Consider the following 19,681-nt stretch of genomic DNA (forward strand, 5'->3'; position numbering starts at 1 on the left):
TATATGAGAAATAAATTTTTTACGCCCTCTAAACAATATATTTTGATTGGCATAGTGAGCGGATCACTAGTCTCTTATATTTTCCAAAGAAATATGAGTCGTAGCGGGCCACACTCTTTAGATAATAAGTCTACTGAAATGGATTTTTTAACGGCGGCCATGACTAATTATTCAAAACCAATTACCCATGAAAAGATCCAGCTGGGTATTGATTTCATGCAGAAATTAAAGGCAGGCCAAATTCTTGCTAAAGTAACATTACCATCCAACCGAGGTTTTGCAAGTACTGATCCTACAGAAATTTTATTAAAACAACTATCTGATTATAAATTCAGACCTTCTATTAGACAACCTAGAGATAAACTGCAAGCATTAGAATATCGACCTTATAAATATATTCATTTGCGCGGTGAAATTATCCAATTAAATCCATATAACCATCTAAATATGTTTGCTAGTAAATCAAATACACATACCAAAAAACTATCGACAACCTTAGTTTCTCCGGATTTAAATACACGATTATTTATGAGTGATTGTTACAATGTAGTAGCTTTTTGCTTTGACATCAATAAAAGTGTCATTAAAGCATTATTCAATCGTGATATGTATAGCTATAGTCGTTCGTGGGTATCAACTAACTATGAAATAGTATGTAACTATAAAGCTCAAGTTGAGGGAAGTACTAAGTCCGGTTCAAAAATATCTTATCGAACCCTAGAGGAATTTCAACAACATATTGGTAAAAGCAAGTTCAATTGGAATGAAGTATTGGCAGCTTTAAGTAAAGAAGGCTTAAGCGGTATTTTAATAAGTCAGACGATAAACACTAGAAAAGAAAAGATCAAAAGTCTAAAGTTGGCTCAAATGCGTAAATATTTAATTCATAAAACTTTCAACAAGGATTTACCTATTGTAATTTATTATCCTGATGAGAGCAGAATAGAACCTTACAAGGAAACCGATCAAAGAATAGATGCATTAATGTGGTACTTACAAACAATAATTAAAGATGTATTAGATAAGCGTTCTGGAAATCGTAATCAACATTGGGTAAGTATAGGTGGAATATATGATGGCTGGGTAACAACTGAAAAAGCGCAAAGTATAATTGATTTGATTGAAAATCAAAAAAAACAAACTCCTGTCGAATTCGAGGAATTCAACAAAATACTTACCGAAAAGATTACTGAAAAAACACCATCGAAGAGAATGTTTCGCTCCTAACGCTCCCCACTTAATTCATTGAAGATCATCAAACAATTACGTCATTTAATTTGGCAAATTACTACACCTTAGCATCGGCATCGTTACTATATAAGCATTTATAAATTAAATTCATTTTCTTTAAAAGTAATAAATTGATTTTTATCATAGACTCTCACAGACATTTTACAATAACTGGAATCAATCTGTAGAATATTATAAGAATTTTGTCCTTGCCGTAAACGTCTTGATACTGCCGTTCCGGCAGTAACGACGTAAAGAGGATGAGCGAAGGAATCTCTTTCAATTTGCTCATAGCATGCATAATGCAAATGACCCGATAAAACTAAATTAACTTTACTAGCCCCAAGGGTCGCAATAAGTTCCTCTGAATTGGAAATAATTTTATGGCGATCAGAGCGAATTAAATTGTGATGCATAACAGCAATTTTGACGGTAGTAGCTGGGAAGGAACGAAAATAATTGTGAATTACATTGAGTTGCGCAGTTGTAATCTTTCCTTGGATGGATTTAAAGGGAGTAACAGAATTAACCCCCAATATGGCTAAACCTTGAATTTCAAGCTGAGGATTAAGCGTCTTGGAAATGTATCGTTTATACTTTTCAAAAGGGTAAAAAAAACGTTCAAAAGGATTATGTAAAGAAATATCATGATTGCCTGGGACACATAGAACCTTTTTTTTATCCAGTACTTTTAAAAATTGTTGAGCGGAACGAAATTGTGAGTGTAAGGCACGCTGAGTAAAATCGCCACTGATGACGATAAGATCAGGCTCGATTTGTTCAAGATCCATTAAGAGCAAATCCAACATGGCTTTGGTTTCAGTTCCAAAATGAAGATCAGATAGATGCAATATTTTTGGCATTAAGGCGTGACCACGTTAAGTTTTTTACTAATGATTTTATAATGTAATGGCATTGCTAATTTAAATAATTCACCATCGATTACTACATTAAGCTGATTTGTCTGAGAAGAAATAATTAAATCATTAGTAATAAATTGGGTTAAGTAAGTGGTTTTATCAAAACGATTAAATACAATACTGAATATGCATTTCAACATTTCCCAACGATTTTTACACCTTAAAATATAAACAGCTAAATATCCAGACGTTAAAGAATTTCTTTCGCCAAAGTCTAATAAATTGGTGAAATGATAATTATTACCAATGAATACTAAGCAAGTTCTGTGGGTTACAAGTTGATCATCGACAATCATCTTGAGGTTATAGATCGGTATTTTTCGCATGAGAAGCACAGATGTAAATATAATTTTTAATAGCTTACTCGTTCCTAGCCAGTTTTTATGTTTTTCTTTTAATTTTAATATATAAGAATAAAAGCCAATTGAGGAATGATTAATAAAAATGTGCTCATTAACTTCACCAATATCAACCCGTTTGGTTTTATTATTCTTAATATATTTAAAAAGTTTTTCTATATCGGGAGGAAATTTTAATTCTCTGGCAAAATAATTGAATGTACCGAGTGGTAGTATCGCAATAGGAATTTCATAATTAGCTAAAACTTGCACTACGGTCCGTACAGTTCCGTCACCACCAGCAATTAAAAAAGCATGATAATTTTTTTGCAAAAGTTCTTTTATCAAGGACTCGATTTCTTTAGGTTTAGGAATATACAGATCGTAAGAAAGTCCATTTTCATTAGCTAATAGATCAAGTTTTTTCTTATCCAAGAGTGGTGAATCCGCTCTTTTAGCATTTGCTATAATTGCGATTTTCATTGCTAAGCCACCCACGTGCACCTTATTTATTATACCTGTTTGCTCGATTAATTTTTAAGGCACGTTTAAATATTACCTACGCCCTATTTCGTTCATGTTTAAGATTTTATGTTCATGCTCAAACACTTACGTTTCAATCCGAGCTTTTTTGAGCGTGTTTATAAGGCATCCCGGGTACTTAATCAGGACCTAACATGAGTGTTTAATATGTTCAATTCACCTCCCTTTGGATTTGTCATTAAGTTTTCCATAAGAAAATAGCTATCTCAATGATTTATAATTCCTAAAAAAAATGTGGTGTATAAAATATGTCTAAATCAAGAATTTCAAACCCGCTCCTCGCAGTTGTCAGTTACAACCATGAGATAGGTGGCGCGACTGCGGATTCGCTTATTCAGGTTATAATGCAAAAGTTGGATATGACAGTAGCATTAGCTGATTATAGAAAAATAACTCCGCCTCAAGACAATCTAGATTCCATCTTTATAAATAATGACTTGGTATTTAAAGTAGTCGCGAATTCCAAAAGACGTGCATGGGCTTATTTGAAAGACGCTGACTGTTTAATCTTGCCAGGAAATCATGCAATTATTGATCCCCGACTTTTTGGTGGAAATTTATCTGCTGATCAACAAATTGATCTGGCACGAGCCATAGCTGAAATGGCATTAATACATGTGGCTATGCAAAGAGGAATACCTATATTAGCTGTTTGCGGTGGTCATCAAATTATTAATATCTATTTAGGAGGTAAGGTTGCTGACTTATCTGAGGATGATATTGATCAACAAGGCTTCATGGCTTATGCGAGCATTTTATTTGATAAGAATTCCGAAATTGCGAAAATTTGCTATAAGAATTCAAAAACAGTGCGCGGTAATTTTTTTGGTGCACATCAAGAAGCTGTAACTGAATATGGCGGTAAGGGTTTAATCAATAATAAAGACGACTCTATGGCAGTTGTTGCGGTTGCAAATGATGCAAATTTTAATATTGAGGGTATGGAAGCCAAATATGGAGCTCCAATATATAGTTTCCAGTTTCATCCAGAGGTAAGTGTGGTGGGAATGTATTCTAAACTTTACCGCGCAGTTAGCTATCACCCTGAGACCCAGCATGACATTGAAATTAGCTTAAGACTATTTATTGCATTCAAACAAGCAGCACAAACATTTCAAACTAAAAAATTAATTAAGTTTGATCAATTTAAGAATGATATTCGTAATAAAACTAAGGACCCACAAAATGAACAAGCCTATCACTTTACCAGTGGTACAAATGTAAAGCCTACTCTCAGAAGCATATTCACCGAAGTAAGAACTGATGAAACTCAAAAGGATGACTCTGCTGTTATAGAAGTCAGATATAAACCATAACACAAATACATTTGTAATATATAAACAAAAATTTTTAGTGAATAGCCTAGATTCACTGGGATTTACGATTTAGTTAATTTAATACCAAAATGACTTCGATTATCCTAATTACGTCAATTACGATTTTTATAAAGCATTCTTATCATGATTAAGTAAGAGTTCGGGTAAACACATCTTTTTAACGACTTAGCAATGCTGCATCCTTTAATCAGCAATCAGCAATCAGCAATCAGCAATCAGCAATCAGCATGGGCATTTAAAAGAAATCATTAGACTTCAAGATAAACAAAAGAACATGGATCATGCCAATTCATTATTTAGTCCTATAACTTTCTTTTCTAAATGGAAACCCGGAAGAAAAGATACGCCAAAAAGCGAGAGATCATCAAGCTTTCGTCTTTCTCTTCCCCATAATTAATAATTGAGGAGATTGCCTTCTTTCGTTAATCCAAGCTCTTCTTAATGATTAGATCATCTTATGCGGAATTTAACCCATTTGGGTTGAGGTGCCCTAATGAATTTGGTATTTTGTACTTTGGGCAGTAACGGAGTGAGCAATCGATGTATTTTTTATTATTCTAACTAGCTATAATTACGTACTAAAAAATTATTTCAAAAGCAAACCAAAACATCTTTCTAATTCAACATCATGATTTGCAATCATCGATTGACTACGCCAAGCTACATGACCATCAGGTCGAACTAAGACAGCACCTTTTGTTGATATACAATAGATATCATGCCAAATATTCTCTGGATCAATTAAATCTCCAGTGGGAGCAACTTTATAAATTACTAATGGAAATGCCAATGTTTTAACTAACTGATTTGCAGCAATCCGCCAGGCTTCGCCATCAGAGCCAATCAACAAAACAAAAACTTTTTCGAATAAATCTAGGGTTGAAATGTTTTTTCCATCTTTAATTAATTGCACATAAGGCGCGCGACTTCCAGGTAATGTGGTAGGTATATATTGATCGGGCAGCACACTAAGCGCTTGATCGCTTTCAGACAATACAGCGTTGGAATGATAAATAAAACCTAAATCTAAACCTTCATAATTAAGATTTTTTTGTTGCTCATGCAATTTTATTTTTAATGTTACATCATCACCAGCATGAATGGCTTTAAAAATATCAAAAAATCGTTTTGCGTTTTCGGTACTCCATTCAATATTACGTTTAGCAATGGGTGCACGTTCATTATAATAAGTATCCAGCAATGCATCTGGTCCATGATAATTAAGCACAAATGCCAACTTCCAAGCAAGATTATGTGCATCGGCAATGCCAGTATTCATTCCTAAACCACCGGTAGGGGGTAAACGATGTGCGGCATCACCTACTAAAAATATTCTGTTATGACGATATTTTTTCGCGATTTGCGCAGCCATAGTCCAAAAACTTTTATTGATGATCTTAATATGGAGATTAGGAATATCAAGAACACGCCGTATTTCATTAAGGCAATATTCGTCTGTAAAATCTTCTTTTACATTTTCTGGCTTAAGATTTAAGCCCACTATCCAGCGATTTTTACCGTAGGCAGTAAACAAAGAACGACCGAGTAGCTTTGGATCGGTAAAGAAAAATCCGACGCTAGGCCGATCCTTTGTCCATTGGGATATGTCAAATTCGCAATAAACACTACAAGACCGTGCTAAATTGTCGGGTCCTTCCATCTCAATTTTTAATTGTTTACGCATGACGCTGCGTGCGCCATCTGCTGCAACAACATACTGTGCCTGAATAAATTCTTCCCGATCATTTTTTCGATTGAGCAGCCGCACCATTACGCCAGTATCATTTTCTTCGAAGGAAATCATTTCCTTGGAAAATTGAATTTCTGTTTGTTGATGATTTCGCAAAGTACGGTGTAAATAATCTTCCACACAATCTTGTGTGATAAAGCTAGCGCCAATAGGGCCATGCGTATAACTTGCTTCGCTTTTTATTTCCACGCGCGTTACTTCTTTGCCCTGCAAAGATTCAGACCAAATAAACCTTATTGCTTCTCTGGGAAATTCATACTTCAGTAATTCGTTAATATTTCCCCATTGTTTAAATAGCTCCATAGTCCGCATGCTTACGCCACGAGCACGAGGATGTTGCGTACGTGCAGAATGTTTTTCAACGACAATAGAGCAAACATTTTGACGAGCTAAGGCTAAAGCTATGCTTAGGCCCACAGGCCCTGCACCAATAATGAGTACTGGAATGTTTTTTTTCATAATTTTTTCTTATTAATCAACCAATTGAATGGGTAAAATTTAGCTTACTTGAAGGCGTTATTATAGACCATTCAATCTTTCGCGCCACTCATACCCATAAACTCGTTCAAAAAAAAGGGTCGTTCATTTGTTTTTGTGAAGCGATAGTCTAGCCCTAGACTTTCATCCTGCGACGAATAAGAAAGGAATAACTATTTTATCTTATGCACTTCTTAAATTTAAATCATTCATTATGTAGATATAATCAGGCTCGTTCTTAGTATGCTTATAATCATTTTATCTAATTAATTTATTGATCTTTCACCCCTTGTGAAAATTAAATGAAATGATTAACATCGTGGCTGAAGAGTGAAGACAACCAGAAAATTCAGGCAAAATCACTCAAATCTAACGCAAGGATGATATCTATCATGAAAGCAAATAAAGTGCTAAGCCTAGTATCATTGTTTTGTATTACGTCGATAGCTAATGCAGGTAATTTTACGATAAAAAATGATTTAACTAGTTTAGAGGGTGATAGCTACGCTAAAGTTTATATTTATGCAACAAAGATGCAACTGCCTTATGGTGATCTACAGGTACCAGAAAAACATACTGCGACAAACAACTTACCCTCAAATCATCCTATCTTTTTGGATGCATATATTAAAGTAAAGGGTTATTCACTCAAAACTAAGGGATGCGTTTATACTCTCGACGATTCTAGTAACAACGTAGGGGATCAACTTGTCTTACGATTCTTTGCTAATGAGAATCCAATCAAGAAAGACAGTGTTATAAATTGCGTATGGAGTAGCGTGTAAGATTAGTTGTAAGTGATTATCTTTGCAATTGCCAGCAAGTGTTGTAAATTTTTTTTGCTGGCAATGCTTTGAAGTGCTTTAAAACTCAACTCTTTTAAAAATATTACCGATAAAACTCCGGTTGTATTTAATTCTTACAATAACTAGAGTCGATAGGGAAGTTTATCTAGTATGATAAAGTCTTCATCCTCATTCTCATCGCCCGCCAATGCTAACTGACTTAAAAAAGACAATTTTGTAGGAAAATTTAATTTGTGACTTTCAACATCAATGCTCACAGAATTCTTATTATTGTTATTATTATCTTGAATTTTTTCAAAGGCATTTTTAATTCTTAGCACACCTTGTTGGGTTAGTTCATGATTTTGCCTTAACTTAAGTTGCAAATGTTTCGGAAGTATTTTTGCTGTTAGAGCCTCTATAATTACTTCAATGCTATTATTATTGATATGACAGTTAGATAAATCTAAACAAATTTTCGCATTAATTGTTGGTACCGCAAATAAAAAAACAAGTGCATTTAAATCTTCTTTAGTAAAAATATGGTTAGCTAAACACAATTCAAAGTTACATGTCGAGGTTAAAAAGCTAGTAGCTTTGATTAAAGGCGCGAGATCGGTTAATGAGAGCTTTGATTCACTTAAATCTAATTTAAAGTTTGCAGGAAATACAGATTTTCGCATTGACGCAGATAACATTTCAATTTCCACGTCTGAAGGCTTATCTTGGTCGTAATCCAGTGTAAGGTAGCTCGGACACTTAGGATTCGTGAAGGATTCAATTATTTTACTAAAGGGAATATCCTGTTGGTGAAATTTGCGCATGTTAATGGTCATATCTTGAAGAGGAAAAGGGAGAAACATATTGCCAAAAAATTGGATGGGATCGGATGATGGACCACAAAAAATATTAGTAATATTAGGTATTCTTGTTGTCTTGATATCTTGTATTGTTATAGCTGGCAACTCAATTCCATAACCATGGAAATAATGTTGAGCTAGTTTATATAAACTTAATAAAAATTCAGGCTGCTCTTTACAACTTAAAGAGTAATCAGTGTTATGTGTACCTTGTCGTACATTGTAATTTAATAAATGTTTAAATTTAGTTTGCATTTCAGGTTTAAAATGCGCAGACCATGATTCGAACATGGCTTTGTCAAAAACTTTACGCTCTATGTGAGAGCTCCCAGGCCCGGGTCCAGAATGCATTAGCACTGCTGACTTTAGATTTGTCTGAATTGGATCTGAGATAGGTTCAATACGCCAGTACCCTTGTTCATGAGTAAATGAATGATGGGTGAAATTTAAAAATTCGGCGATAGCGATTAACGGGTGATCACTTTCATACAGTTCTTCTTCTCCCATATATAATTGCGCGAGATTAGCTAAAACTCTGAATTTGCCACGGTTGTTAGCGTCCCTTGACTCATGGGTGGAATAAATGTGTCCATTTAACGGGTCATCTTCAATAAGGGCTTTGCAAAGGTTTTTTGCTTCCTTGCTAGAATATAACTTTGATACTAACTGATGAGATTGATTGCGCTCCCATCTCACTTGATTCTGACTATGGATGCGTCGAATGAAATATGAACGATTTAGCATGAGTAAGGTCCTGAATAATTTATTATTTTTATCTCGGCAAAATCTTTAAATAGTAGAAGAATTTTTACCGGGTTTCCAGACAGCAATCAAGCAATCGCAAACGATATTGCTTTTTGGTTACAAATAAAGATTCATTTAATTTGTGCCAAAAGGTATTAGTGAAATTATTATTTTATTAAGGAACGATAAGAACAACTCCACTAGAAATTACTCCACAAAAGTATTTCTAGATTTGATAATAATTCCAAGAATAGTATCTTTCTTTTGTAAGGGAATTGTTTGCAACCTCTACTGCGAAACGTGTTTTTTTAATTGAAGATTCAACATCTACCCATTTAGACCAATTACTTGGTACTACTTTATCTAGCATTTTAATCAATTCTGATGTTTTCGCCAGTAAAAAAACAGGTAAATAAACGGTGGTGCTTTTATCTATTACACCACTACTTGTTTTCATAATTGGCTGATTGCCGAGAAGTTGATCCACAGTAATCTGAAAGTAACTAGCTATGACAGTTAACGTTGATGCTCTAGGGTCTGTGTTTTCATTTAATAATCTCCGTAGGGTCGCCTGAGAAATTTTAATTCCTTTACCTAAATCCGATTCAGGATTCCATGCATTTCCGTAAGGATTTCCAAACTGTTTTTAATTTTCGCACCAATAGTTGACGAAGTCATATTCACATGCTACTTTTCTTTTTCAAATAAGAATAACTTTATTCGTATTAGTGACAGTCGTAAGGTTACTGGTAATTTCTTTATCGACGAAGAAATTTTGAAAGAACGTGGGATAACCAACTTTGAACCTTGTGCCATGCATGCCTTGATTCCACTGTATCCCGATATTTTTATTGATTAACTATAAACAACAATTGATTAAATAAAGGAGATATAGATGTCAGAAGATGATCTCTTTTCAACTGCTTATGAAAAATTAGGTAATACAGCTAAACGTTTATCGCATAATCCTGTGGGAATATGCACCTTTCCTGTTTGGTTACCCCCCATAGGTCTTGGATACGTTTTTGTAGGGACAGCGCAGGTTATTACCTATGCGGTAGTCGTACTTCCTGCTGTAGGCGTATATGCAATAAAGGAAGGTATTGAGGATGCGCGGTTAGTGCATCATAATAATAGAAAATTTAGAGAAGCCAATCCCCAATTTAGAGAAACTCATCCCCACAAACACAGTGGCCATCTTCATCGTTTCTTTTGCAGGAACAAGCCAAAAACAATTGAGCAGCAACCTGTGTATAGGGCGGATTACCCTCGTCGTTTTGGCCCTTAATCGTTGGTTCTAGGTAGAGTTTGTCATCTCGCGACCCCGTATAAATCCTTACGAGGCAGGCCCGTTTCGCGGGATCAACGCATTAAAGTAGCGCTCTAACTTCTCGACCATTTCTTCATACTGATTTACGCTTACATCTTTTGCACCCCATGCAAGCCATTCCTTACGAAGAGAGAAAATCAATGTGAAGAAGCTTGCAGGTCACACCGATGTAGTACCACCCGGTCTTGAAACAAATTGGGCATCACATCCATTCCAGCCAGAAATTAGAGACGGTCTATTGTATGGTCGTGGTGCTACAGATATGAAAGGAGCACTTGCGGCAATGGTTATTGCTGCAAAAAACTTTGTAACAAATAATCCTGATTTTAAAGGTACAATCGGTTTTTAATACCAGTGATGAAGAAGGCCCCGCCATGAACGGGACAAAAAAAAATGATGGAGATATTATCCAAACGCAATGAAAAAATAGATTATTGTATTGTGGGAGAGGCAAGTAGCGAAAAGAAAGTAGGAGGTCAGATTCGTGTTGGGTGCCGCGGTTCATTACATGGCAAGCTATCCATTTTTGGCAAGCAAGCCCATGTTGCCTACCCTCAATTAACAATTAATCCCATCCATAATAGTCTTTCATCTTTACAAGAATTGGCTAGTACTGAGTGGGATAAAGGTAATGAAAATTTTCCGGCAACTACTTTTCAAAGTACCAACATCCATAGTGGAGTAGGGGCAACAAATGTAGTACCAGAACAACTGGATACTTTATTTAATTTTCGTTTTTCCACCGCCAGTACCGCCAATCAGTTGCAGCAAAAAACAGAGGAAATATTGCAAAAACTTAATCTGCAATATGATATTGAATGGAGACTTGGCTAGATCTTATTGAATAGGTAGCTACAGATTGCTTCGTTAGCAATTTTCAAATAATCGATAAAGATTTTGTCCCCATTACATTGCGCTGTCTAATTTTTATCAAGTATATTAGGATCTTACTTACTTTATAATTTGATTTGTTGATCTAGATTAGGGTAGCTATAATTCTTTAAGAATAGAGCGTCTAAATTATTTTTTTTCGATTTACTTTGCGAACATCAAAAGCATTTAACTTTTCTTCAACGGTTTAATTCGAGTAAAGCATTTCTTTCCGGAGTAAGCCTTCAATAAAAGTGTTGATCCAGTGAATATTTAATCAATTTGTTTACAGGCTGAAAACCTCAGTGGTTTTGCATAAGCTACTAACACCATACCTTTAAATTTAGATTCATGTGTATTAAGTTCAGCGACTTGATCTTGTGTAAGCGTTGCGGGACAAATGAGATTACATAAATTTTTTAAGGAATGATTGTCCATTGTATTGGCCCGATAACACATTATATAGCATTCAAATTTTTCTTCTAAAAATTTACGCGTTAAATTTGATTCGTGATCAGGCATATAAAACTCATTAAAATTTAATGTTAAAAATAAATCATCAGGAATTAAGTTAAGAAATTCTATTCTTGCTTTGATTTCATTTAAGTACATGGGAAAGGTCAGTAAAAAAAATTAATAAATTTTCCTATAATAAGCTAAAAAATCAAGAACGGTAATAAAATCCGCCTAGGCAACTCTACTTACGTTCACTAAGCCGGGGTTTTTACCACGAAGGAAACGAACTTTTACATCTGGAAGTTTCGCGCTATAGTTGAGGCTGACAAAAATACTTAGACTCTTTGAGTTTAGTTAAAAGGTTCTTTTCTTATGACATGATTCAATTAAAAACATATAAACAAATATTAGTAAAATCAAATAATAATGTCATTGATGCCGGTTTCAACCTATAAAAAATAAGATAGTTGCTAAACTTATAATATAGAGCAAAAAAGGGGTGTGGTAAAAATGCGTTCGGCAAATGACAATAATTCTAATCCAGATAATGTTAGGTTGGCTAAATTGTACAATATCTTGGAAAACACCAAAATTAAAAATATGCAGGTCAAAAGTGAGCAAACTGCAATATCACTCATGACAATTTACTGTTTGTTAGATGAAAAACTCAATCCTGAAATTTACTATCAACATAATTCAGTGAGATTCATTTGCGAAGCTTTAATTTTTATAGAGAAATTAAAATTTTCGTCCGGATATTCATTATTTAAAAAAACGACGACTATGGGTAAGGATTTAAAAGGGCAAAATCGAGTTGCGAATGTTAGCCAAAATGAAGGAGTATCTATTCTTCCAGCTTCTGATAAGCCTATCTTTACTTCTCTTCATGAAACACTATTAAAATTATTGCGGCCGAATGACAACTTAGGATGGGTTTTTAGTTATTCACAAGAGGAATTGAAAAACCTTACTGTAGAATGGAGATCAGAATTAGAAAATAAATTAAGCGCTGTGCCCACAGCCATCGTTGATTTTTCTCGCACCGTTCAACTCAATGGTTTGATTTTTGCATCTACGCAAAGTGGTGAAGAAGAAATTCAAAAGGAATTTATAGAATACCTCACTACTTTTGTAGAGGAAGCTAATTATAATGATACTGATAAAAAAACTTTAATCGATTGGCTAGCTCACAACGGTGGTCAAGTAATGAATCAATTTATTATTCTTCCACCATTCCTAAATCATCATTTTTATGACGAGATTCTTTCAGGTCAATTTGCAAAAAGCGTATTTAATTGGCGAATTAATGGTGAAAGAAAAATAGAGTTAGATTTAAATATAGACTTTCCAATCCTAAATGGTATGTGCGAGAAAGATGAAAAGGGCTCTTCTCTTGCTCATGATGGAGAAAAATTTCGTTTACTTGATGCAGAAAATGAGGAAGATGAAAAAATTTTGAAAGATAGATCTAATAAAATACCCGTTTTACAAGCAATGACTAGAATTGAATTGACTATTAATCATGGTATGGTAACACCTGTTGTAAAAGACTTAATTTTTATAAGTCATACCAATTATCTACAAACTCCCGCGCATAGAAATCCCATTCAAATTGCAAATGACTCTATTCTTCAAGAAGAAATTGGCACCGAAAAAGTATCTGGATTAAATAAAACATCCAAGTAGCAGTAAACTATGGAAGACATCATAATTCACCAGACTATTATCGAAATGGTGTACAAGTGGGTAAACATTTAATTCCTATCAAAAATAATCGCAAGGCTTAACACCATGATGCTAGACATTAATTTTCAATGAAATCTCATTTTTTAGTGGGTTTGTATTTGGTTGAGAAAGGTGATGGAGAATGATAGCTGGGCTTTGTTGCCTGATCAGACTTAGCCTCAGATTTACTAACAATAGATTTTTCTTTATCATTCACCGAATCATTTTTCTTTTTGGGAATGGTTTCTTGTTTTGAGGAGGAAGTAGCCTGATGCTTGATAGCACCGCTCAATAATTTAGCGGTAGTTGTTTGGCCTTCAGCTAATGTTTTAGCAGTATTAGAACCTTGGCCAAAAGAGCTTCTTGCCATTTGGTCATCTGTTATATCCCAGTATTTTCTTATCCCAAAGCTCGGATTTACTCTCCAATCTTCTTTAAGCTCATCAGGTGTTCGAGCAAATTTGAATTTATCAAAAAAATAATCTAGCGCATAACTACGCCCAAGAATTTGATCTTGAAGTAAATGACCATTTTCAAAGTTAGATCGAGAGAAAAAAACCTTAACACTCTTATCATTTAAATCTAATTTTACACCTGCTCTCCACTCACCCATATCCCCCGTATGAAATGCACTGATAATATCGCCTTCATCATTCTTTTCCAAGCCCCAACCATACCCCCAATCAAGATGATTTAAAGTATTGAGTGGGATTTCCTCTCGTACGGCCCAAGGGTCATCGCGCATGGATACTTTACTTTTAAATGCAGCTTGTACATTTGGATTTTGGTCATGCATCCAGTGTAGGCAAAACCGCACATAGTCTTCCGCAGTTGTGTGTAAACTATTAGCGGCATTAGCAATAGGATTATTAAAGCTCGTGTGGGTCATGCCTGCGAGTCTAAAAACATATTGCTCTGCAAGTGCTTCAAGGGGAAGTTTAAATTTAATTTCTAAACATTCTTGTAAGTACATCATATGTAACCCTGAGTACCCAAATCCTTCGCCTGGCTCAAAATCAAATTTAAGAGGTCCGGATGCGGGATTATAACCGATTGGCAAGCCAGTTTGATGCGAAAGAATCATGTCCGGGTTAAATTGTTGAACACGCGCTTGATTTTCTTTTGTATCATCCCATATTATTTTGAATTTGTTGCAAAAATCTCTGAACGGTAAAATTTCATGCAGTTGTGTATTTAATTGAAAATTCTCTTGACCTATTAATGTTAGAGCAAGATAAGTGAAGACAGGCTTGGTTAAAGAGGCTGCACCATAAATAGCATTTGCTAGGACTTGCTCAGTTTTTTCAGCGTCATCATTATTAATTTCTATAGCAGTAATATGGTTTAGGTCCGTACCTGCGGCAATAGAAACAGATTGAATTTCACCGTCTTGCATGACTTTTCTAATTTTTGATTCATCAATTCCCAGTAATCTCTGCATTATAATAACCACCTCTTGAGCAAGTTATTCTAGGGTTAAATTATGTAATATATTGAAAGTATAACACTATATATAAGAGCCATTTGTAAAATAAAAAATGCGTAAAGGTTTGATGTAATTGAAATTTAGTCCTATTCATTCTCCAATGAACATGCTCCTCAATGCCCAATATCCTTAGGCTCTTCACTAACTATCTCGCGACGGTTGCGTTTAATTTAAGATTTTTTCATGATCCCTCCGTATAAATACGGTAACAGACGCACTGTTAGTACTCTATATTTTCGCACCACATACAAAAAGAGTAGGGCTATGCTAAAGAGACTTCTATATTTCATCATCACGGGTTTGCTGAGCACGGTAAATCATGCAGCGGACAAAAATATATTATTTGGGACGTATTCGAACCATCAAGGTAGTAGGGGGATTTATTTACTACGCAATGACGCCAACGATCATTGGACATCCGTTTATGAAGTCGATGGGTTTCCTAAAGGAATTGGCGATTATATTAATTTTTCCCAAGCAGTTTGTTCAGGAAAAAATTGTATTAGTGTGGGAAGTTTTAGCACTACTGATGCTACACATCCTATCTTAATGACAAGTCAAACAGCTGAAAGTGACTGGTCGCAAGTACGTTATATTACCGGTATAAGCACAAAAGTAAATTTTTTAGAAGGACATTTAAATCATACAAGTTGCTATAGTCACCATTGTTTTGCAACAGGTTTACTTAAAGATACAGCTGGAAATGATAACATTATTCCTCTTATCAAAAGTGAAGATAGTGGCAGATCATGGTTTGTGTCACGAATTCAGTTAAGCAAAAACAGTGCACGTGAAGAGATGCATGATCTCGCGTGCATACAAAATTATTGCATTGTAAGTACTGGAAACCAAGTTGCAAATCATTTTATGATAAGTGATGATTATGGCAAAAGCTGGCGTCTTAATACCTTTACTTTGCCTCATTTACGGATCAAAGCTCTGCAAGCTGTTGGTTTAAATTTTATTGCTGTCGGATATTATAAAAATGATAAGGAAATGACGCCGGTGATGCTTGTAAGTCAAAATTTCGGACGTAGTTTTTCAATTAAACCAAATGCTGTCTTCCCCAACACCACTACAACTGGTTTTTATAACACTCTTTTTTGTAAAAAACATTCCTGTTTAGCTGCTGGTGAGAGCGGTGTTTATCCTTTTCTATCGTTAAGCAATGATGATGGTAATACATGGAAAACGATCACTCCTGCATCGCCATTCCCTAAAGGTTTCGTGGCAGCTAAGATTAAACATGTCAATTGTACAACCCATTCATGTGCTGCTTTAGGGGATTATCATACGGGGGGGCGTTTATTACCCTTGATTTTAACTGTACAATTGACCGCTTCACCTCTTGTTTATCAAATTACGTCAACAATGTTGAATAACTCCATTAAATTGAGGGATATCAATTGCAGCGATGCTGTTTGCTATATTGCAGGTATGGGCGAAATGGCGGATGATCGCTTCAACCGCCCTATGTTATTTAAAAGTGATCGTTTACTTACTTCATGGCATGATATAAGTGATAAAGCGCACTTTCCTAAGGTCGATAACGTTTGGATTGAAAAAATGACAATGCTAAATGATTAATGTTCACTGGCTTATTTTATTCGAGTAACGCTATGTATAATTTAAATGAATTAATGTCACAATTGCCCGGCTATATTGGGTGGAAAGATATGCATAGGCAGTATCTTGGTTGTAATGAAAACTTAGCCAATATACTGCAATTAAAAGAACCCGATAAAATTACAGGTTTAACGGATTATGATCTCCTGGATTACTGTGATGAAGCTTACAAGTTCCATAAGAACAATGATGAATTGGCATTAACCGGTGTAACAATCAAAAGTTTTCATAAATCGAATTCACCCTATGATGGTGCTTTTTATTTTTTTATTAAAAAACCTTTGCAAGATCGACACCAACGAATTTCGGGATTGATTTTTCAATGTCATGAATGGTTTAAAAACAATTTTATCCATACCTTATATGACTATGATCAAAACAATTTCTCTGAAAAAGACGCCCCCATTAATTACCTAATGGATCATCTCGACAATCCTTTTGACTTGTCTATCAGAGAGTTAGAATGTTTGTTTTGTGTGTTACGCGGAATGACTGCCAAATCCATTGGAGAACTTTTTAATTTATCTAAACGTACCATCGAAACTTATATCGAAAACATCAAAAATAAATTTGGCTGCCGCACCAAATCAGAATTATTTATTATTGCGATTACTAATCATTATTTAAATATTATTCCGAGCCAGCAATTATTTGAAAAGTTTGCCGGCAAAATCTAATACCGATATCTATTAGGTATTGATGATATTTGAGTGGCAAATTTTACGCTCGTAGAATAGACAGCATTTCATGCCAAGGAAAAGGGAAGGGCGGGCTGTGTGTCAAATAGAATTAGTTAGAGTCCAATTGAAAGATTTTACCTACATCATTTAGCCATCTTGAGCATGTATATTCTAGGCGATTTTCAGGGTAAATATATGTTTGCAATGCCAAAAGTTAGCCTAAAAGACGACCATTTTACTAATACCAAAATTTATGATGTAATAATCATCCTGTATTTATTAACAATGAATATTAATAGCATTGAAATTTTCTGACATTAACTTTAGTGTATGTTTTAATTTCAAATTATTTTTATCCGACCCAAATAATAATATTATAAAATCATCAATTGCTTGATCGTCCTGAAAAATCTTAATTAACAAAAGTAGGTATATAATAATGCAAAATAATAATTTAATGAGTAATAATGAACCGGATGAAGAAATAGATGAAGATGAAACTAAAGATAAATTAGAAGAACAATTATCAGACTTGTATGATTTAGAAAAACCTAATCTACAAGAAAGCTTATTAATTGATCCCGATATAAAGCTAAAATATAAAGACGGTGACCTCAGAATAAATACTTCCATTAAATATTATCACATCTATTTAATCGAATTCTTTCAAAGAAATAAAATAAATCATGCTGTTGACAAAGCACATTATACGATTCGTGGTCCAGAAAATTGTGATTGGCTTGTGGTGTTTGATGTTACCAAATTAATTGAAGCGCTTGATAAGCATTTAAAGACATCAGAATTAAATCAAAACAATAAGATTTATAGCAATAACGATTTATTCTTCAGCAAGAATCAGCAAAAAAAACCTATTAAAGATAGTGAGCCCCATGACGTGCATCAGAATCAACTAAAATGATGCTGTATAGACAGTACGATACAGACGGTTGTATTCCTTAGAAAATAAAAAAGGTTAAAATCATCGAAGCAGGCAAAATTCTCTTACGGTTTGCAAGTTCGGTAGTTGATATCCTAAAGAATTGAGCGTGAGGGCAAAATTGTTTTAAGTTAAAAAATTGTTGAGTCTTATGACGTGCACACAAAACTTAATTTTTACACAACGGATGAGTTTAAACCAAATAAGGGGCCCAGTGCCGACTGATTAATAGCTTATCGCCTGCTAAATAAGAAGAAAAAGTAAAATTCCTGTTTTTATTTATTTTAAACAACCAGGCAATACATCCACCGTTACATGGCCATTGCTGTTCCCTTTCTGTAATTCAGATAAATAAAGTTGTGAATTTTGTTTACATCATAAACCATCAAGCCTGGTTACCAAGAAGTTATGATATTGCCAAACTTAAACAAAAACAGCTTTCTCGACTAATCGAAGAAATTAATAATCGACCTTTAAAGTGTTTAGGGTATAGAACACCGCAAGAAATATTCCAACAATCTATTGGCAATTAAATGGTTTTCTCCTTGCCGTGGAGAACAATTACTTGGTCTTTCCATTGCTAAAATTAATGCATTTTGCTAAATGAAAATGATTGGTTATCCACAGTTTGAGATCCCTGGGCGAATAAATCAAAAAGTTAGCAGGGTCAATGATGCACTTGACACGAGATTCCCGTGAATTCAAATGATAAACGCAACTTTTGATCAATTAATAATCAGTGATTTATTGTAAAATTACGCCGATTATGAATTTAAAAGAAATATTACCTTCGTTCGAACAAAGCTAGGTTCATGGCAATACAAACCAAATTACGCTCAAAGTTACACAGATGAAAGACATAAAAACAAAAATAAAGAAGTAAAATTTACCAAGGATGCTGAAGCATTTGTTCGAGAGAAATTATTACTAGACTGGAGTCCAGACCAGATTTGCGGTTATGCAAACCGACACAGCTTATTTTCTATTAGTCATGAACGAATTTATCAATTTATTTTAAAAGATAAGGAAAAAGGCGGAAAATTATATCTGCATTTGCGACATCAAAATAAAAGGTATAGAAAACGCTATGGCAGCCCTAAACGACAAGGCCCGATAAAAAATCGCAAGCTTATAGATGATCGGCCGGCTATTGTTGCTGATAAAAAGAGAATAGGTGATTGGGAAATTGATACCATCATTGGTAAAGAACGCAGACAGGCAATTGTTACGATTGTCGAAAGAGTTTCAAAGAAAACAGTGCTCAAAAAAGTAAGAGCTAAAAGCGCAGAATTGGTTACCAAAGCAACGGTTGATGGGCTGAAGAAATTTTCTGATTTAGTTTTCACAATCACGAGTGATAATGGAAGTGAATTTGTTAATCATGAAAGCATTAGCAAAAAATTAAATGCAGATTTTTATTTTGCTCATCCGTATGCTTCCTGGGAACGTGGGTTAAATGAAAATACAAATGGCTTAATACGCCAATATTTGCGAAAAGGCTGTGATTTTAGCGATGTAAACGACGATGATCTTATAATAATTATGGATAAGTTAAATAATAGGCCACGAAAAGTTTAAGTTATGCAA

At 34.5% G+C, this 19,681-nt stretch carries 16 protein-coding genes and 1 pseudogene; 10 read left to right on the top strand and 7 right to left on the bottom strand.

Features of this window, described 5'->3' with window-relative positions:
• The first annotated feature begins 3 nt into the window (after nucleotides 1–3).
• Complete coding sequence (locus H0W64_11510; GenBank protein MBA3662351.1) at nucleotides 4–1,227, top strand: hypothetical protein; 1,224 nt, start codon at nucleotides 4–6, stop codon at nucleotides 1,225–1,227.
• Between the two features lie 98 nt (nucleotides 1,228–1,325).
• On the opposite strand, the gene H0W64_11515 is transcribed toward H0W64_11510, so the two are convergent.
• Together H0W64_11515 and H0W64_11520 are read right to left on the bottom strand one after the other, a co-directional pair.
• Nucleotides 1,326–2,093, bottom strand: coding sequence for a metallophosphoesterase (locus H0W64_11515; protein ID MBA3662352.1), 768 nt, complete (start codon nucleotides 2,091–2,093; stop codon nucleotides 1,326–1,328).
• Complete coding sequence (locus H0W64_11520; GenBank protein MBA3662353.1) at nucleotides 2,093–2,986, bottom strand: NAD(+)/NADH kinase; 894 nt, start codon at nucleotides 2,984–2,986, stop codon at nucleotides 2,093–2,095. Before H0W64_11520 ends, H0W64_11515 begins: the two co-directional genes overlap by 1 nt.
• A 293-nt stretch (nucleotides 2,987–3,279) precedes the next feature.
• Here H0W64_11520 and H0W64_11525 point away from each other — a divergent pair, with 293 nt between their 5' ends.
• The gene (locus H0W64_11525; GenBank protein MBA3662354.1) at nucleotides 3,280–4,347 is read left to right on the top strand and encodes a gamma-glutamyl-gamma-aminobutyrate hydrolase family protein; all 1,068 of its coding nucleotides are present in this window, start codon (nucleotides 3,280–3,282) and stop codon (nucleotides 4,345–4,347) included.
• Between the two features lie 607 nt (nucleotides 4,348–4,954).
• On the opposite strand, the gene H0W64_11530 is transcribed toward H0W64_11525, so the two are convergent.
• Nucleotides 4,955–6,577 carry an FAD-dependent monooxygenase gene (locus H0W64_11530; protein ID MBA3662355.1) on the bottom strand — a complete coding sequence of 541 codons (1,623 nt, stop codon included), beginning with the start codon at nucleotides 6,575–6,577 and terminating at the stop codon, nucleotides 4,955–4,957.
• Between the two features lie 410 nt (nucleotides 6,578–6,987).
• Between H0W64_11530 and H0W64_11535 the strand changes: the two genes are divergently transcribed.
• The gene (locus H0W64_11535) at nucleotides 6,988–7,380 is read left to right on the top strand and encodes a hypothetical protein (protein ID MBA3662356.1); all 393 of its coding nucleotides are present in this window, start codon (nucleotides 6,988–6,990) and stop codon (nucleotides 7,378–7,380) included.
• A gap of 143 nt (nucleotides 7,381–7,523) precedes the next feature.
• Here the strand turns inward: H0W64_11535 and H0W64_11540 are convergent, their stop codons facing one another.
• Both H0W64_11540 and H0W64_11545 read right to left on the bottom strand, forming a co-directional pair.
• On the bottom strand, nucleotides 7,524–8,984 hold the full coding sequence (locus tag H0W64_11540; protein MBA3662357.1) for a hypothetical protein: 1,461 nt from the start codon (nucleotides 8,982–8,984) through the stop codon (nucleotides 7,524–7,526).
• Between the two features lie 226 nt (nucleotides 8,985–9,210).
• Nucleotides 9,211–9,570 carry a hypothetical protein gene (locus tag H0W64_11545; GenBank protein MBA3662358.1) on the bottom strand — a complete coding sequence of 120 codons (360 nt, stop codon included), beginning with the start codon at nucleotides 9,568–9,570 and terminating at the stop codon, nucleotides 9,211–9,213.
• Nucleotides 9,571–9,879: 309 nt separating this feature from the next.
• Here H0W64_11545 and H0W64_11550 point away from each other — a divergent pair, with 309 nt between their 5' ends.
• Together H0W64_11550 and dapE are read left to right on the top strand one after the other, a co-directional pair.
• Nucleotides 9,880–10,272 carry a hypothetical protein gene (locus H0W64_11550; GenBank protein ID MBA3662359.1) on the top strand — a complete coding sequence of 131 codons (393 nt, stop codon included), beginning with the start codon at nucleotides 9,880–9,882 and terminating at the stop codon, nucleotides 10,270–10,272.
• Between the two features lie 178 nt (nucleotides 10,273–10,450).
• Nucleotides 10,451–11,148 (top strand): annotated as a pseudogene (dapE, locus tag H0W64_11555) (succinyl-diaminopimelate desuccinylase).
• Between the two features lie 309 nt (nucleotides 11,149–11,457).
• Here dapE and H0W64_11560 read toward each other — a convergent pair.
• Nucleotides 11,458–11,796, bottom strand: coding sequence for a hypothetical protein (locus H0W64_11560; GenBank protein MBA3662360.1), 339 nt, complete (start codon nucleotides 11,794–11,796; stop codon nucleotides 11,458–11,460).
• A gap of 354 nt (nucleotides 11,797–12,150) precedes the next feature.
• Here H0W64_11560 and H0W64_11565 point away from each other — a divergent pair, with 354 nt between their 5' ends.
• Nucleotides 12,151–13,326, top strand: a complete 1,176-nt coding sequence (locus tag H0W64_11565; protein MBA3662361.1) for a hypothetical protein — start codon at nucleotides 12,151–12,153, stop codon at nucleotides 13,324–13,326.
• 136 nt (nucleotides 13,327–13,462) lie between these two features.
• On the opposite strand, the gene H0W64_11570 is transcribed toward H0W64_11565, so the two are convergent.
• Nucleotides 13,463–14,806 (bottom strand): beta-lactamase family protein, encoded by a 1,344-nt coding sequence (locus H0W64_11570; protein ID MBA3662362.1) that lies wholly within the window; start codon nucleotides 14,804–14,806, stop codon nucleotides 13,463–13,465.
• Nucleotides 14,807–15,115: 309 nt separating this feature from the next.
• Here H0W64_11570 and H0W64_11575 point away from each other — a divergent pair, with 309 nt between their 5' ends.
• From H0W64_11575 to H0W64_11590, 4 genes are all read left to right on the top strand, one after another.
• Nucleotides 15,116–16,438 (top strand): hypothetical protein, encoded by a 1,323-nt coding sequence (locus H0W64_11575; GenBank protein MBA3662363.1) that lies wholly within the window; start codon nucleotides 15,116–15,118, stop codon nucleotides 16,436–16,438.
• A gap of 32 nt (nucleotides 16,439–16,470) precedes the next feature.
• Entirely contained in the window at nucleotides 16,471–17,154 is a 684-nt protein-coding gene (locus tag H0W64_11580) for a helix-turn-helix transcriptional regulator (protein MBA3662364.1), read from the top strand.
• A gap of 442 nt (nucleotides 17,155–17,596) precedes the next feature.
• A complete protein-coding gene (locus H0W64_11585; protein ID MBA3662365.1) occupies nucleotides 17,597–18,076 on the top strand; it encodes a hypothetical protein in 480 nt (159 codons plus the stop codon).
• 801 nt (nucleotides 18,077–18,877) lie between these two features.
• Nucleotides 18,878–19,672, top strand: coding sequence for an IS30 family transposase (locus H0W64_11590; protein MBA3662366.1), 795 nt, complete (start codon nucleotides 18,878–18,880; stop codon nucleotides 19,670–19,672).
• Nucleotides 19,673–19,681: the final 9 nt, after the last annotated feature.

This window comes from Gammaproteobacteria bacterium, from assembly GCA_013816845.1.
Lineage (GTDB): Bacteria > Pseudomonadota > Gammaproteobacteria > DSM-16500 > DSM-16500 > Aquicella.

Bases quoted from the DNA above. Each gene is read 5' to 3' on its own strand.
- H0W64_11510 (MBA3662351.1), top strand. From the start codon at position 4: ATGAGAAATAAATTTTTTACGCCCTCTAAACAATATATTTTGATTGGC.
- H0W64_11515 (MBA3662352.1), bottom strand. From the start codon at position 2,093: ATGCCAAAAATATTGCATCTATCTGATCTTCATTTTGGAACTGAAACC.
- H0W64_11525 (MBA3662354.1), top strand. From the start codon at position 3,280: ATGTCTAAATCAAGAATTTCAAACCCGCTCCTCGCAGTTGTCAGTTAC.
- H0W64_11530 (MBA3662355.1), bottom strand. From the start codon at position 6,577: ATGAAAAAAAACATTCCAGTACTCATTATTGGTGCAGGGCCTGTGGGC.
- H0W64_11535 (MBA3662356.1), top strand. From the start codon at position 6,988: ATGAAAGCAAATAAAGTGCTAAGCCTAGTATCATTGTTTTGTATTACG.
- H0W64_11540 (MBA3662357.1), bottom strand. From the start codon at position 8,984: ATGCTAAATCGTTCATATTTCATTCGACGCATCCATAGTCAGAATCAA.
- H0W64_11550 (MBA3662359.1), top strand. From the start codon at position 9,880: ATGTCAGAAGATGATCTCTTTTCAACTGCTTATGAAAAATTAGGTAAT.
- H0W64_11560 (MBA3662360.1), bottom strand. From the start codon at position 11,796: ATGTACTTAAATGAAATCAAAGCAAGAATAGAATTTCTTAACTTAATT.
- H0W64_11565 (MBA3662361.1), top strand. From the start codon at position 12,151: ATGCGTTCGGCAAATGACAATAATTCTAATCCAGATAATGTTAGGTTG.
- H0W64_11570 (MBA3662362.1), bottom strand. From the start codon at position 14,806: ATGCAGAGATTACTGGGAATTGATGAATCAAAAATTAGAAAAGTCATG.
- H0W64_11575 (MBA3662363.1), top strand. From the start codon at position 15,116: ATGCTAAAGAGACTTCTATATTTCATCATCACGGGTTTGCTGAGCACG.
- H0W64_11580 (MBA3662364.1), top strand. From the start codon at position 16,471: ATGTATAATTTAAATGAATTAATGTCACAATTGCCCGGCTATATTGGG.
- H0W64_11585 (MBA3662365.1), top strand. From the start codon at position 17,597: ATGCAAAATAATAATTTAATGAGTAATAATGAACCGGATGAAGAAATA.